Annotated in this window: 13 protein-coding genes; 1 reads left to right on the forward strand and 12 read right to left on the reverse strand. The window is 36.9% G+C overall.

The genetic code is table 11. The features are described from left to right. Nucleotides 1-2 precede the first annotated feature (2 nt). The 9 genes from EUBELI_RS07740 to gdhA all read right to left on the reverse strand — a co-directional run bounded on the left by EUBELI_RS07740 (nt 3) and on the right by gdhA (nt 10,919). On the reverse strand, nt 3-419 hold the full coding sequence (locus EUBELI_RS07740) for an STAS domain-containing protein (protein ID WP_012739835.1): 417 nt from the start codon (nt 417-419) through the stop codon (nt 3-5). Nucleotides 420-521: 102 nt separating this feature from the next. Continuing rightward, complete coding sequence (locus EUBELI_RS07745; RefSeq protein ID WP_012739836.1) at nt 522-1,913, reverse strand: tetratricopeptide repeat protein; 1,392 nt, start codon at nt 1,911-1,913, stop codon at nt 522-524. Nucleotides 1,914-1,928: 15 nt separating this feature from the next. Then, nucleotides 1,929-2,072 carry a hypothetical protein gene (locus EUBELI_RS14380; protein WP_012739837.1) on the reverse strand — a complete coding sequence of 48 codons (144 nt, stop codon included), beginning with the start codon at nt 2,070-2,072 and terminating at the stop codon, nt 1,929-1,931. Continuing rightward, nucleotides 2,065-3,348, reverse strand: a complete 1,284-nt coding sequence (locus EUBELI_RS07750) for a bifunctional folylpolyglutamate synthase/dihydrofolate synthase (RefSeq protein ID WP_012739838.1) — start codon at nt 3,346-3,348, stop codon at nt 2,065-2,067. The genes EUBELI_RS14380 and EUBELI_RS07750 overlap by 8 nt, the downstream gene beginning before the upstream one ends. A 13-nt stretch (nt 3,349-3,361) precedes the next feature. Continuing rightward, nucleotides 3,362-4,891, reverse strand: a complete 1,530-nt coding sequence (locus EUBELI_RS07755) for a hypothetical protein (RefSeq protein WP_012739839.1) — start codon at nt 4,889-4,891, stop codon at nt 3,362-3,364. Nucleotides 4,892-4,918: 27 nt separating this feature from the next. Further along, nucleotides 4,919-6,073: a hypothetical protein gene (locus EUBELI_RS07760; protein ID WP_012739840.1), complete on the reverse strand. Its 1,155-nt coding sequence runs from the start codon at nt 6,071-6,073 to the stop codon at nt 4,919-4,921. 8 nt (nt 6,074-6,081) lie between these two features. Then, nucleotides 6,082-8,799 (reverse strand): YfhO family protein, encoded by a 2,718-nt coding sequence (locus EUBELI_RS07765; RefSeq protein ID WP_012739841.1) that lies wholly within the window; start codon nt 8,797-8,799, stop codon nt 6,082-6,084. Between the two features lie 48 nt (nt 8,800-8,847). Further along, nucleotides 8,848-9,411, reverse strand: coding sequence for a hypothetical protein (locus EUBELI_RS07770; protein WP_041688224.1), 564 nt, complete (start codon nt 9,409-9,411; stop codon nt 8,848-8,850). Between the two features lie 149 nt (nt 9,412-9,560). Continuing rightward, a complete protein-coding gene (gene gdhA, locus EUBELI_RS07775) occupies nt 9,561-10,919 on the reverse strand; it encodes an NADP-specific glutamate dehydrogenase (protein ID WP_012739843.1) in 1,359 nt (452 codons plus the stop codon). A 276-nt stretch (nt 10,920-11,195) separates the two neighbouring features. Here gdhA and EUBELI_RS07780 point away from each other — a divergent pair, with 276 nt between their 5' ends. Continuing rightward, entirely contained in the window at nt 11,196-12,806 is a 1,611-nt protein-coding gene (locus EUBELI_RS07780; RefSeq protein ID WP_012739844.1) for an LCP family protein, read from the forward strand. Nucleotides 12,807-12,868: 62 nt separating this feature from the next. On the opposite strand, the gene EUBELI_RS07785 is transcribed toward EUBELI_RS07780, so the two are convergent. The 3 genes from EUBELI_RS07785 to clpX form a co-directional block, all read right to left on the reverse strand. After that, nucleotides 12,869-13,675, reverse strand: coding sequence for a Cof-type HAD-IIB family hydrolase (locus EUBELI_RS07785; RefSeq protein WP_012739845.1), 807 nt, complete (start codon nt 13,673-13,675; stop codon nt 12,869-12,871). Nucleotides 13,676-13,739: 64 nt separating this feature from the next. Beyond that, entirely contained in the window at nt 13,740-15,455 is a 1,716-nt protein-coding gene (locus EUBELI_RS07790; protein WP_012739846.1) for a S8 family peptidase, read from the reverse strand. A 78-nt stretch (nt 15,456-15,533) separates the two neighbouring features. Continuing rightward, on the reverse strand, nt 15,534-16,940 hold the full coding sequence (gene clpX / locus EUBELI_RS07795) for an ATP-dependent Clp protease ATP-binding subunit ClpX (protein ID WP_012739847.1): 1,407 nt from the start codon (nt 16,938-16,940) through the stop codon (nt 15,534-15,536). Between the last annotated feature and the right edge of the window lie 23 nt (nt 16,941-16,963).

A 16,963-nucleotide genomic window follows, 5' to 3' on the forward strand; every position in this document is an offset into this window, starting at 1 on the left:
GCTTATACCTCCTGTCCTTTAAGTTCATATATATTAACTATCTTATGAAGTCCTGATATAAGAAGTATCCTCTTAACACTTTCACGGACTCCAACGATTGTTATGTCACCTTTATCCATAACCTTCTTGTAACGCCCCATAATAAGTCCTATTCCTGCGCTGTCCATGAAATCAACCTTTGTAAAATCAAACACTATATGCATTACGCCTCTCTTATCTATGACATCATCTATAACCTGCCTCATTTCTTCTGCAAGATGGTGATCCAGCTCTGCATTCATTCGTATTATCAGCTTATCTCCATTAACCATGTATATATAATCCATATGTCTGGTCTCTTCCTCTTGTATTTCCTGTGATATATCAAAGTTTTTTTCTTCAGCTTCATTATAATTTTTCTTGATTTCCTGTCTTGACATACTAAACTCCTCTTTCCTCCGGTTCCTACAACTCCTTGTTTTACGGCAAAGCCCCCGGCAAAGAAATAATTCTTTGCCGGGGGCTTATCTTTTAGTACCTCATCAATGTGAATTAACATAATCGCTGGCTTCTTTATAATATCCGCTAGTCGAATAATCATCCACAATATACTTATAGTATTTCTTTGCATCATCAGTCTTTGCTAATGCTACATATGACTTAGCCGCATAATAAGCTGAATCTGCACTGTTATTACATTTGTATGCTTTGACAAGATTCTCTGCCGCAACTTCATAGTTGGACTTATAATACTCTGTCATTCCTGTGTTATAGAAATTCTGTGCTGCTGATGGAAGTGTAGCCGTAGCAATTGTATTATACAATGCCTTAGCCGAATCACTTGGAAGCGCACTGACATCTATATCAACAAGCTTGTCTGCAGCATCAGCAGGCTTGTTAGCAATATAAGCACTCGCAGCCTCTATTACTGCTACCAGCAGCTTGTTGCTTCCTTCTGTTCCATTAACTACACCAAGCTGCTGCTCAAGAGCATCTCTTTGTGATTTTACATCTTCAAGCTCCTTCTGCATTGAATTAAGTTCAACATTGCCAGATGACAACTGCTCGCTATACTCCTGAAGGCTCTTCTTGTAATCCTGTGTAAGTCCCTTATTTCTTGCCGGGACAATAAGGAACCATATAAGTGCTGCACCAATAACAACACCAACAAGCACATTTATTATTGTAATTGCACCATTGCTTGGCTCTTTATAAGATGATCTTGGAAGAATAACATCATTACCACTAAGAGGCTTTTTATCGATGTCTTTTTCCTTTCTCTTTGGCAGAAATGCTGATGAACTCTCTGCTTTCTTTATTGCAATTTTCTCATCTATTTCCTTCTTATACAGCTGTGCAAGCGTATTGTTCTTATCTATTGCAAGAACCGCATTGAGAAGTTTTCTTGCTCTTGCCAGTTCATCCTGCTTGATATATATAAGTGCCAGTAACAAATGTGCTTTTATAAGCTGAGGATTATTAGCCACAACCTTTTTTAACTGTATAACAGCCATATCAAGATTGCCATCTTTTGCGTATTTCAAAGAAAGGTTATATTTCTTTATTGTGCCTGTTATCATCTCAAATCTGTTCTGGTTAGTCTGTATCTTCTTAATATATGCACCCGCAACATTATCCTCTGGTGCAAAATTCTTGCTCACAACCCACTGACTGAGTGCTTCTACAACATCTCCCATTTCACAGTAAACAAGACCTAAAAGATTTCTTGCATTTGTATTATATTTATTAACCATAAGACTTATTTTAAGGCTCTCTACAGCACCTGTTAAGTCTCTTACGCGTGCCTTATACAATCCTGAATTATAATATGCATCTGATACTCTTGCTGTCTTTTTATAGACTCTTACATCCTCACCACATTTAGGGCATGTATCATTCTCAGAAAGAAGGCTTCCACATTTAAAGCATCTCATAATGTCCACCCCTCACTATTTATCCGAATTCTTTCCACCAAGTATCTGCGATATCAAATCCGTAATATCCGGAACATCATTGTTATATATTGCATCCTCTGCGTCTTCTACTTCAAGACTTGGCTGAAACTTCTGTATCTCTTCATCAAAATTAATCATGATTATTTTCCTTTCTTTCTAATGCACGGACAACATCACCCACAAGATACAATGAACCTGTTGCAAACATAAGTCCATTATCCCATTCATGTATGACTCTGTCCACACTGTCAGATATTTCTATAGAAATCCCCGATAAATACACTTCAAATGTCTGTTTTATAATCTCCGAAGAAAGCCTTCTCGCACCTCCTGTCATCGTAACATATATATGTTTGAAGTGTTTACATTCACACAATATCTTTATCATCTGTTCATAATTCTTATCACTTACCACTGAAAAAAGCAATGTGGCATCAGATAATTCTTCGCTTTCATAAAGGCTGTTCACAGAATCCACAAAGCTCCTTATCCCCTGCGGATTATGTGCCCCATCAACATACAAATTCTCCTTAACCGGTTCCATTCTTCCTGCCCAGTGAGTTTTGCTGACAGCTTCTTTTGTTAGTCTGTCATCCAGTTTCACACCTGAATCTTTAAGAACTGCACATACAGTAAGTGCAATACTTGCATTCTCAATCTGGTATAAGGCATTAGTAGCCAGTCTGAAGCAATCATTCTTATAATACTCATTATGAATTAAAAAATCAATATTACCATATGTATTTTGCTTAAGTTCATAAGAATTCTCATCCAAAACAATGCATGCACTTGAATTATCAGATGCAATTTCTTTTATTACATTTGCAGCATGCTTGTCCACACCGCTGCACACTACCGGTATTCCAGGCTTTATTATTCCTGCTTTCTCTGTTGCAATCTTTTCTATTGTATCTCCTAATATTGCAGTATGTTCAAGTGATATTGTTGATATAACAGATATAAGTGGCTGTTTTACTGCATTAGTGGCATCCAGTCTTCCTCCAAGTCCTGTTTCCATAACAACATAATCAACATTCTGCCTGTTATAATAATATACTGCCATTCCAAAAAGATAATCAAAATATGCCAGTTCACCACTATGATGTTCTTCAACATATTCATATGCTTCTACAAAATCTTCTTTAGAAATCATTTCATTGTTAATTCGTATTCTCTCCCGGACATCTACAAGATGAGGAGATGTAAAAAGGCCTGTCTTATAACCGTTTTCCTGAAGAATCTGCGCTATATATGCACAAACAGATCCCTTTCCGTTAGTTCCTGCAACATGTATGATATTAAGCTTTTCTTCCGGATTATTCATATCCCTCAACAGTATTTCTGCGCGCTGTACACCTGAAGATGAAGCGAACTGTCCTATACTGTTAAGTCTGTCTATAATTTCATCATACATTGTTTCATCCTTCCTATGTGCAGTCTATGGCAGTAATTCTATGTTCTTTATAGCTTATCACTGCTATCCTTCTGCCACCTGTATATGCTTTTATCTGCTCTGCATCTCCTACCGCAAGCATTGTATCCGAATCATGTGCTTCCTTAAGAATTTCTTCAATATTTCTTAATTCTTCTCTGCTAAATTTTCTGACAGCAGTCTCAAACACAGCATCCTCAAATGTAAACTTAAAGAAAAAAGCACTCCATTTTAATTTAAGTGCTTGTGCTCTTCTTAATGTCTGTTCTTTAACTATATTCTTAAAATTTGCTGTATTTTCACGCTTTTCTTCAGTCCTTCTTTTTGATTCCTCATATTCTCTTTCTATATCACGCAGCTTCTTTTTCTTTTTTTCACAATCCTCCTGGTTTCTGTCAAGCTCTCTCTTAGTTTCATTGACATCTGCGTAATACCGTCTGGATTCTTCCTCTGTCTTTCTATTTTTTATATAATCATCCTTAACAACTTCGAGCTTCTGGAATTCACTCCGGATTTCATCATACTTTAACATTGCAGTCTCGTATTTCTCTGTCATATCATTAAGCCTTGACAGCTTATTTTCTTCATCCCTGATGCATCTGTCCAGTTCCTTCTCTGCCTTGTCCATCTGCTGGCACATAAGCATATACTCTTTCTCAGTCTCATCAGTTACTGTTTTTTCATCCGCTGGGATATATGATGGCATCAGATCGACAGGTACATAAAATTTCTTATCACCTGATTTGCTTATCTTCCACACATATCTGACAGCCTGCATTTTGGAAATCCTGGTCATACTCTTTAGTGCCTGATAAAATGTTTTTATCTCTGCTTCTGGCGTTTTAAATGCCTCAAAGCCAAGAAGCTTTATAACTGCCTCTAACTTCGCTGTGCTTCTCTGTTTTTTTAGCGCATCAATAATACCCTCACCATTGAATTTCTCTGGCATAAGAGTTTTCTGAACCTGTCTCTTGACATCCATAGATGCCATGCCAAGCCTTCTCCCTATCTGCTCTGCATACTCCTTTTTCTGTAATGCATCAAGATTCCTTAACTGACTCATGATATTACTTAAAAAGGCATTGTTATATCTTATGCTTATTTCCTCTATTTTATGAGCCGGTGACATATATTTGTTAATCATATACACAGATGCCGCCTCATCAATTATTGACTTTGACACTATTTCAAATGTACTTTTCTGATTATCTTCTTCTTTAGGTATAACCGGAGTCATAAGGCACAGCCTGTCCCATAACATTTTTTTTAGCTGTATCCTGTCTACTGCCTTATATTTTAATGTATCGTCTCTTACAAGGTCAGAAACTTTCTTTATCTCATAATCTATAGAATTCTTTATTCCTATGCTCTCCGTGAATGCATTGGCAACATCAGCAAGCACATTTATAAGTCTGTGCCCTGTCTCTTTAACTGCATTAGGAATGTTGACATTATCAATAAGTGCTATCTGCATACGAATTTCATCATCCGTCATATTGTCCATTTCTGAGATTATATCTGCCATATATTTCTCCTTACCATACTGGTTTTATTACATAAGCCAGCAGTCAGAATTATACCACAGGAATAAAAGATAAATTTCAATTATCACAAGTATGCCTGTAATCACCCATCTTACAACTTTATTGAATCTTGAAAGAATATCATACATACCGACAAATACCACATAAGTTCCAAATGTAAACCTGCATGTACTCATAACATGTGATGTAAGCGGAACAAGTAATGAGATTATCCCAAATACTGCCATCGCATAATATTTTCTAAAGAACATATATCCGTACAAAATAAGTATTGCTACACAAAACCATCCCATATATGTATATCTTGGTTCTATCTGCCCTGTACACGATTTCCAAAGCACTCCCACAACAGGAAAATACTCATCATCTCTCCATGCAATCTGTACATTTTTATAAGCCCATGCATCTCCACAGAAGAAATTAAGGAATGTCATATAGCTGAACGCCCCAAACGGACATATTAGTACTGCAAATATTTTACCGGGATTCTTAAACATGGTTACAACAAAGTCTTTTATGCGGCCCAGACTTATCTTATCGCCTTCAATATCTATATACAACTGCACAACCAGTGCAAATACCAGTATACATCCCACTATTCTTGTTGCACTTGAACACGCTGCCATTACTCCTGCCAGAACATATTTCTTTTCTGACAGAAAGTAGAAAAACAGCACAATAAACATTATAAACATAGCTTCTGTATATACAGACGCTCCGTAAAATGTATATGGCGCCATAAACATAAGCACCGGCATAAGAAACTCATATCCATCCTTAATATCTGTCTGCTTCTTAAGTCCCTTTACTGCAAAAAATGCAGCTATAATACTACATACATTTGAAACAATCATTCCAATAACATATGTGTTAATCAATCCACCTGTTATTGTCTTAAAGATCATGCATGCAATCACATACAATGGAAAAAATGCCCAGTTAGCCTGAGGATCCGTATCAGTAGGGTAAGTATATCCATTATTGATAATATATGCGTATTTCTTGGCATCCCATTCATTCATAAGAAAGATAAATGACCTGTTTGTACCCATTATGCCATTATATACTGGCACCATTACTAACATAATCAGTCGTGATATCGCAAATATTATTAATATTTTAAGCAACAGCTTAAAATTATCATTATCCTTTAGTCTGCTCATTTAATGCCTCATTTCACTATTATGTGGTAAATAGCAGATGGAATAGTTGTTACTGCCGGAACAGCAAACATTGCAACTACTATTACTGCAAATAAACCAATATATATATATTCCGCACACTTTTTAGCCCATACCGGAACATTTATTTTTCTGAAACGATTAATTACAAGGCAGGCAATTATTGTTATAAGGGTGAACATTGTAATCATCATTCCTGTATTCTTTCCCTTTGGAACAAATGTAAAGGCAACCGTATTCTCTCCTGTCTGAAGCTGCACTCCCGTAAATAATCCGGCAACCTCTTTTGTCTTTACTATCCTACCGTTCACAGTAACTTTCCAGTTATCACTGTGAATTACAGGAATAAGGGCATAATTATTAGTTCCATCTCCATTTATATTAACAGTCAGTGTATTATCAGTATATGAAACCTCTGTCTGTTTATCCGGCTCTGAAAATTTTGCACAAAGGCTTTCCATTTTATTCATATTAAGACATCCTACTGTTATCCTGCTCTGCTTCATATATTTCGTCTTGTCATACTCTACCTTTATCTCAACTTCTTCATTTTCAAATATGCCAAGATATAAAAGATTGTTATTATAATCTGTAAAATATGCAGTGTTTTTAACATCTCCAAGCGTTGGTACAAGTACAGCTTCTCCATTAACATAAACATGCATGCTGCTGTCTAAAGCTGATGCATTAGCATCTGCATTTGGCTTTTTAATATCAGCTATACTCATATACAATGCACTTCTGTCACCAACAGAAATTGTCATTGTATTAATATTACCTGTATTGGCACTCTCTGGATATATCCTTGTAACAAGTGATTCACTATCGCCTGTCATTGCTTTATAAAATCTGTTATGATAAGTTATCCAGTCAACATTAGTCATATCCAGCTTGCTGAAACTGTCATCAATGCAGAATCCAAATGGCAGAGTATAGTTATTACTATACAGGCTGTAATCGCCTTCCTTTTTTTTCAGTGTAAAAAGATTACTGTCAAGCTCATTGATATTGACTGCCTCTGTCACATGGAGGATAGAATTAGTAAACACGGTTCCACCCGAATCTAACAGCCAGAGGAAATACTTTGAATATCCCCATTTTTTAGCATAGCTTTGTGTGTCATTCTGGAGAGCAGCTGTAAAACTTGATAATGCACCCCTTCTTAATATAAGCGGATAATTAGCATTAAGACTTATATCAGGATTTACGATTCTGTCAGTTGCAGACTCATCTATATCAAGACTGTCTGATACATTATTGGCATACTGCACATAATCTCCAATCTGGTAATCTTCATATGTATAAAATTTCGGAGGTCCTATAAGAGCATAAGCGCCAATAAAAAGTTCCACAATCATTATTGATATTAAAGACTTAGGATTAAATTTATGTTTCTTCCCTGTAATCATTAACATATAAATAATGAACATAGCCACAAATACTATTGTAAAAAATGCAAGCGCTTTCATCTCATTATTAACCGGAAGAATATTATATATCATCACATATACGGCACTTGCAATAACTGCAAATATCCCCTGTCTGATATAAGCAACTGTTTTCAACGGCTCATTAATAAACATTCTTTCAGAATATCCTGCTGCAATGCATATGAGTGTAAATGCTATTATAAAGCCATTCCTTAATGTATATCCGTTATATGAACCAAAATGCCACATAAGATTAGCAGCTTCCATAATAACAGGTCCCAACGCTACAACCAGCATTGCCACAACATATATTAATTCTTTCCTGTCTTTTCTGTATTTCCTGATTCCTGTTACTATAACAGCAATTACAAATGCCAGTCCATATAACATCATCCATCTCTGAAGTGCCGCCATTGCTCCATCTGTCACTACTGAGCTTGTCACCCACCCAATATACTGTGACAGAATGCCTTTCCCGGCACCACCTCTTTGTGATGATGACAGCTGTGCAAATACAGGCACTAACACAAAAGCCGACAGACCTATTCCGCCAAATGTTCCTATCCCGGCATTCCATGCAGTTTCCTTCCACCTGTTCTTTTCCTGCATAAGAATCATTCTGATGCCACATATAAGGAAAATATATATAACTGCCATCGCACTTAAGTAATAATTAATTATAAAACTTAACGCAATCATACATATATAAAACATTTTTTTACCTGTTTCAACCATGTGGTCATATGCCATTATAACAATTGGAAATATTGCAACTATATCCATCCACGGTGTAAAACATGAGCCATATAATATTACATATCCGCAGAATGCATACATACACGAATATGCAACCTTTAAACCGTATATAAGATTATTATATTTCTTATTAATCAGAGAATACATGGCAATTGACATAAACACCATTTTTACTATTGTAAGTATGGATATACTCTCTAATATGTAATTTCTTGGAATAACATATAATAACAGATTAAATGGTGTCAGCATACTGAATGCAGATATACTCATTGACACATTTGTTCCAAGTCCTGTATACCAGTCAAACCACAACGATGCTTTTCCATGCATCCAGTCCCATAAATGCGCATATAAAGGTGCAACCTGCTGCATATTGTCAAAATAATCTATACGTTCATTTCCAAACGGCCATATACCTTTAAGAATAAGAATAACAACCATAACAAGACATGTAATAATCCCTGGCATGGCATATGGTTTGATTTTCCCTAAAATTGTTTTAAATTTTGACTTCTTCATACAAAATCTGCCTTTCCTTACTATTTAATAAAATCTGTCATTTCCAGATTACTCTTCATCCAGACTTATGCTATAAAGTATATATGTCATGTTATCGGACTTAAACTTTACTGTTAAAAGTTCCCCTCCATCAACATGCCCTATCTTAAGCTCTGTCTTTCCTGCTTTATCTATACTTCCTATCAGCATATCATTCACATATACCTTAATATCTTCTGCGTCATAATCAGCATTATTATACTCAGTAATATCACATACCAGTTTTACACTATCAGAAGATTTTTGGGGTATATAGTACAGATATGAATCATTTGCTGTATTTTTCGTTCCATCATATCTCTTACTTTTCTGCCAGCCCTGTCCCTTACGGCTGCATACATTACTTAATTCATTTCCATTACGGTCTTTATGTTCCGTACAATATTCTGTTGTTCCATAACTATATGATAATTTCCCATATCCAGGCCAGTCTGTAAGTTCATGTGTTAAATAATACATCCTGTATTCTGTTCCAACCTTTGGATTCTTCCCCCACCATAACACTGTAATATAAAAAACAACAAGCACTACACATACCATGTACAGTAAAACTCCTGCTATATTCTTTCTCATACAGACCTCCATTTTTATACTTCTACAATCATATAATATAAATCATTTTTCGCAATCTGCCAAGTAAAAAAAGGTTCTACAGACATATTGTCTGCAGAACCTTACAATTAAATCATATTATAAGACAATTATTACATTAAAGCCTGTAATTAGCAAACTCCCTGAGCAAGCATAGCGTCAACAACCTTCTCGAAACCAGCGATATTAGCACCAGCAACATAGTCTGTCTTTCCACCAACTGTCATATCATATCTCTTAGCAGCATCTGAAATGTTAGCGTAGATTGTTTCCATGATTCCCTTAAGCTTTCCATCAACTTCTTCGAATGTCCATGAAAGTCTCTCTGAATTCTGGCTCATCTCAAGAGCAGATGTAGCAACACCACCAGCGTTAGCAGCCTTACCACCTACGAAGAGAACACCATTCTCCTGGAGATACTTAGTAGCTTCTAATGTTGTAGGCATGTTAGCACCCTCTGTTACAGATACAACACCGTTAGCAACAAGCATCTTAGCATCCTCGATGTCTAACTCATTCTGTGTAGCACATGGAAGAGCAAGATCTACCTTGTACTGCCATACTCCGTGTTCACCATTCTGCTTAGCAAAATACTGAGCTGATGGCTTAGCAGCAGCATATTCTGTAAGACGTGCTCTCTTAACTTCCTTAACTTCCTTAAGAAGTGCAACATCAATTCCTTCTGGATCATAAATCCAGCCTGTTGAGTCTGAGCATGTAACAACCTTAACACCTAACTGCTGTGCCTTCTGGATAGCGTAGATAGCAACATTACCTGAACCAGATACAGCTGCTGTCTTGCCCTCAAGTGACATTCCATTATCTTTCCATAAAGCATTAGTAAGGTATAATAAACCATAACCTGTAGCTTCTGTTCTTGCAAGTGATCCACCGTATGTAAGTCCCTTACCTGTAAGTACGCCTTCGAACATTCCACGGATTCTCTTATACTGACCGAACATGAATCCGATTTCTCTTGCGCCTGTTCCGATATCACCAGCTGGAACATCGACATCAGCACCGATATATTTGCAAAGTTCTGTCATAAAGCTCTGGCAGAATGCCATGATTTCTCTGTCTGACTTGCCCTTAGGATCAAAATCAGAACCACCCTTACCACCACCGATTGGAAGAGTTGTAAGTGAGTTCTTGAATACCTGTTCGAAACCTAAGAACTTGATGATGCCTAAGTTTACTGAAGGATGTAATCTTAAACCACCCTTGTATGGTCCAATAGCGTTATTGAACTGTACACGGAAACCTCTGTTTACCTGTACCTGTCCCTTGTCATCTACCCAAGGAACTCTGAACATAATCTGACGATCTGGCTCTGTAATTCTTTCAAGAATAGCGTTCTTTCTGTAAACTTCCTCGTTAGCCTCAACGACTGGTCTTAAAGACTCAAGAACCTCTGTTACTGCCTGTAAAAATTCAGGCTGATCTGCATTCTTCTTAGACACGATGTCTAATACTTCATCAACATACCCCATAACCTTAAAACACTCCTTTAAATTATTATTTAAGATTGTACATTACTGCACATCGATTCTAGCGTTATTATATCTGTTCTGGTTAATTTCCGCAAGTTTTTTATAGCGTTTGCCTATTAACTTTAAGTTATTTGTAATAATATTAATTAAAATAAGCCTATATCTAAGATATGTTGTTTTTCTTGCTTAAGATAATTAAGTTTTACTTTTTGATAAAATCATGGTAGAATGTATTCGTTATTTTTTTATTATCCTAGTGTAATTAAGGAGTGAATTATGTCTAATTTTTTTACAAGAAGTAAAGACGATATGAAATATTTATTTAAGAATAAAGAAGAGCTTTCTAAGAAAGAACGAAAAAGAAAAAGGCGTGGCTGGGGTACACTTATTGGTCTTATATTAGTTCTGATACAGCTTATTGTATCGGGATTACTTTTATTTAATATATTTAAGTTAGATATTCTTCCATTGAAGTATTTAATTGCGGTCAACGCATTTTTACTGCTGATATTCCTGTACGATTTCACATCACAGTTTACGAAGGCTCATATTATAGGTAAGATTCTTGCAGTACTTATGTCAGGAGTGATTGTTTTCATATACCTTGTATCATCTAAGCTTGATTCTGTCCTTAATAAACTTAATCTTCCTGAGATTAACACTGACATCGTTGATGTAGTTGTACTGGCAGATGACAAGGCTTCCTCTTTAAATGATCTTGCCAATTACAAGTTTGCTTATAATTCAACTGCAAGCAACGCTAATGTCAAGACAGCATTTGATTCTGTTAAATCAGAGCTTAACAAGAGCAGCCTGGAACTTGCAGAATACAAATCATGGGATGACCTTGTAACTGCCTTTTATGATAATACAGAGGTTCAGGCAATTGTTATGAATGATTCCATGCTTAAGGTTGTTGCCTCACAGTATGAAGACTTTGATACCAAGGTTAAGATTATTAAGCAATACGAATATAAGAAGCTTGTTACTGTCCAGAAATCCAACGTCAATGTAAAGAAAAATCCTTTTATTATATATGTATCAGGTATTTCAAGTGATGATGGTGATGACTTCCAGCTTCAGAACAATGCACTTAGTGATGTCAATATAGTTGCTGTTATTAATCCTGAAACCAAGCAGATTCTTCTTGTTACAACCCCAAGAGATTCTTACATTAAGATTACCGGTCCTGACGGAAGAAAGGGTTACGACAAGCTTACACATGCCGGCAATTACGGTGTAGAAGCTTCAATGGATACTCTTCAGAATCTGTATGGAATCGATATTGATTATTATGTAAAGATTAACTTCTCTGGATGCATTGCTGTAGTAGATGCACTTGGTGGAATCACAATTGACTCAGAAGTAGAATTTACCTGTGGCGAAGATGCTTCTCCTATTCCATATCATTTTGTCAAAGGACCTAATGAATGTGACGGCGAGATGGCAGTTGCATTCTCAAGAGAAAGACATGCATTTGCCGCCGGAGACTTCCAGCGTGGACGTAACCAGACAGCAGCTATAAAGGGTATCTTACAGAAAGCTACTTCTCCTGCAATACTTACCAAGTACTCAGCCGTACTTGATGCTGTAAGCGATATGTTCCTTACTAATATACCGACAAGTACAATATCTGATCTTGTTAAGCTTCAGTTAAGTGACAGCACAGCATGGAATATTCAGACATATAGTATCGAAGGATCAACCCAGCCACCTGCTGGACAGGGTCCTGCTTATCTCGAGATAACCGGCCTTAGAGGAGCTTCTGTTGTATATCCTTATGCGGATAGTATCAACACAGCAATCCAGCTTATGAGTAAGATTCAGAACGGCGATATATTCGATGTAGATGAATATGTTGACAGCCTTAACAACAATTCTAATTAATCAATAAAACATAACCCCGGCAGTCCATAAGACCGCCGGGGTTATATTTTTATAATCCATCATTACAATATATAATTATCTATAACATATGCCACACCACAGTCATCGTTAGATGGTGCGTTGACATTTGCGTATTTCTTAACTTCAGGATATGCATTCTCCATAACCGCTGCAAGCCCCGCATACTTTAACATTGGAATATCATTCATTCCATCGCCGCATGCAACGAGTTCTTCACTTGTTATATCAAGCATTGTGAGCAGCTTATCCAAAGATGCATCCTTTGCAACTCCTGCAGGTACTACCTCTAAGAAATAGCTCTCTGAAAAAAATGCATTGATTACTCCCTCATGCTTATCTAACAAGGCTTTCTGCACAGGAAGAAGCTTTTCATGCTCTCCTACAACCAGAAATTTCTCTACAGGATAATCCACAAATTTACGCAAATCATCTACTTTCTTGATTGTAGTACTGTTGCATATTGCTTCTTTCTTTACATATTCATCAGAATCACTCTCAGCAGCTATCTGCGTATCAGCATATGTCAGGGCATACACACCGTTGGCTCTTGCAAGACTGCATATATCTGCTATACAGTCCTGTGGCATTATTGTCGCAGACATCTGCTTTCCCGTCTTGCAGTCAACTATACAACCGCCATTATATGCCAGTATATAACCGCCTTTCTTGTCAAGCTCAAGCTCTCTGGCTATTGGTGTTATTCCAAAAAGCGGTCTTCCTGAAGCAAGAATAACCTTAACGCCTGCATCTATTGCTTTCGCAATCGCTTCTTTGTTGCCCGCTGGAACTTTCTTCTCTCTATTAGTTAATGTTCCGTCCAAATCCAGTGCCAATGCCTTATATTTCATACTTCTCTATCTCCTCTTTTAGTCATGTATGAACAATTTAGCATATAACACCAGTGATTTCAACCTAAGATATTCTCATCATGTTAAATGTTGTATATATATTCAGTTTTCCATAACCAGCTACAGGGTTAGGATATACCATATATTCTGAGCGTACTGCACCTCTTATAAGCTGTGCTTTAATATCGTTATGATTAATCATCTGACTATTCTTTACATTTACCTGATATGAATATAAAAGTGCAACACAGCCCCCGGCATAAGCCGCTGCATAGCTTGTTCCAGTAACCTTAACACCTCCAGATGGAGCAATTCCATATACCCCCGCACCCGGTGCAACAAAATCAGGTTTAATCCTTCCGTCAGCGCTATATCCACGCCCACTTTCATAATAAGCAGCCCCTGTATAATGATTATATGCTCCTACACTTATAACACCATCAGCTGCCGCTGGAACTGTAAGTGTTGTATCCGGGTCGGATTTTAAAAAATATATATCCTGTCCGGAAAACTGCTTTAATGGAAGCCATGCATTATAACTTCCTTTTATATTAGTGAGACTATATATATAGAATTTCCATGTACCCTCAACTGGTGTCTTAAGTCTTACGAATATAACCTCCATTCCAGCAACATTTTCAGTTATCTGATAATCTACCGTAACTGTACTTCCCTCATAAAGAAATGTATACTCCATACTTGCACCCATTCTTGCAGGTATTCTTGGAACATATTCCCCTGACGGTGATTCAATCGACACGGATAATATATCAAGACTATCCGCCCATATTTCCATCGTAAAACCCTTTCCTGTTCCATCAACATTAATTTCCATAACATCAGGTACCAGGGCTGACATTACTGTCCCTTTATAATGACATTTATTATTAGCTTCATTGCCCATACATGTTATAACTGATATATTGGGTTTTTTAGTAAGATTCTCCATCATTTCTGCCAGAGGAGATGCGCCTGTTCTTGAACCATTAGCACTTCCCAGACCAAATATTATTATCAATGGTTTTCCAAGTCGTATAGCGTAATCTTCAAGAAATCTTAAAGCCAGCATAATATCACTTTCCTCAAAAGCTGGAACGTCATCCTTTATCAAAAAAAAATCTCTCAGATACTGTTTACTTTGTTTTAATTTAACCACTAAAAGTTCTGCTCCTGGTGCAACGCCAACATATCCGTCTGCATATGAACCTGCTGATATTGAAGCCAGCAGCGTTCCATGTCCTGACGTGTCTCTTTGTGCAACATAAGAATATGGATTTTCTCCGTTATTGTCAGCCTCTATTGCCCTGTCTATTTCATCCTTTTCATATACTCTGCCAAAATGTGCATATGTATTTGTAGCATCAGTACCTGTTTTATCTGTCTGATCCCATATAGCCTGAATCCTTGTATTTCCAAGTCTGTCCTTGAAAACATCATTAAGATAATCTATTCCGGTATCCACATACCCTATAAGAACATTACTCCCGTCTGCTTTCAGATTATCCTGTCCAAGTACCCGTAAAGCTCCTATTTCATCAAGCGCACTTATATCTGCATCGCCTTCCATAAGCCCATATAACTTTGGAATAGTAAAATACCCCAGAGAGCTTATATTAAGCTGGCGGTTATCAGGCAGTTCTCCATGAGCTATAATCCATTGCGAATCAGCTCTCTGCGAACATATCCCTGATAATGCCTTAATAGCTTCATCAGCCCCTGGGGTATCTTCTATTATGTAATCATATATATTCTCTTTAGTTATATCAAAATCACACGCCATAACATCTCCTTAACATAAAACAATCACTGTACATGCTATATGTATTCAGAAATGTATTGTATTATTCTGCTATAACTATTATGCTCTCATAGTTATTACCGGAGCACCTTTCTTTTCAACAACATCTTCTGTAATTGTAACTGAACCTATATTGCTGTCTTTAGGTATCTCATACATTATATCAAGCATAAAATCCTCAATAATAGAACGGAGTGCTCTTGCACCTGTATCTTTTTCCATTGCCTTTCTTGCTATGCTTCTTAATGCATCATCTGTAAATTCAAGCTTCACCTCATCAAGCTCTAACAGCTTCTGATACTGCTTAAGAATTGCATTCTTAGGCTCTTTCAGAATATTGACAAGCATATCCTCATCCAGTCTGTCAAGTGAATATATGATAGGCAGTCTTCCTAAAAATTCTGGAATCATTCCGTATTCTCTAAGATCATCAACCGTCACATAAGACATGATGTTCTTCTCATCATCATATTTATCTTTAAGGTCAGCATTAAATCCCATTGAGGATGACTTATTAAGCCTTGTCTTGATAATATCCTCAAGATCTGGAAATGCACCACCACATATAAACAGAATATCCTTCGTGTTAACAGTTACCTGTGGAACCATTGCATTCTTACTTGTCGCACCAACAGGAACTTCAATCTCACTGCCTTCTAACAGCTTTAACATTCCCTGCTGTACAGACTCACCACTTACATCTCTGCTTCTGGTCTCTTTCTTCTTGGCAATCTTGTCTATCTCATCAATAAATATAATTCCATGTTCAGCTTTCTCTACATCATTGTCTGCTGCCAGTAAAAGCTTAGAAACAACTGACTCTATATCATCTCCGATATATCCTGCCTCTGTAAGTGTTGTTGCATCTGTAATAGCAAGTGGCACCTGTAATATCCTTGCAAGCGTCTTAACAAGATATGTCTTACCACTTCCTGTAGGTCCAATCATAAGCATATTAGACTTCTCAATCTCAACGTCACCCAGAATCCTGGCATCTGCTGAAACTCTTTTATAATGATTATATACAGCCACCGACATTACCTTCTTAGCATAGTCCTGACCTATAACATACTCATCTAACTTTCTCTTAATCTCATGTGGTGCAGGCAGCTTAGAAACATCAAGAGCAGGTAACTCTTTCTTATCTTCTTTCTTTTTCTTAAGCTTCTGCTTTTCTGGAACCGGGTCTGAATCCATAACGCCAAAATTGCCAAACATGCCCATTCCAGGCATGTTTGACATCTTCATCATATCTTCATAATTAATTCCGCTGCTGTTAATTGAATCGAATGTTCTTTGCATACAATCCTGACAGATGTATATATTGTTAGGCATAACAATCATCTTACCAGCTCTTGATTCTGGTCTTCTGCACACAAAACATATCTTCTCATAATCATCGGAATTCCCATTGTTATTCTTATTAATATCCTTATCTTCTGTCATATTCTCATTGGTATTATCCATAAATATCTACTTGGAATATATCC

The organism is [Eubacterium] eligens ATCC 27750, from assembly GCF_000146185.1.
Lineage (GTDB): Bacteria > Bacillota > Clostridia > Lachnospirales > Lachnospiraceae > Lachnospira > Lachnospira eligens.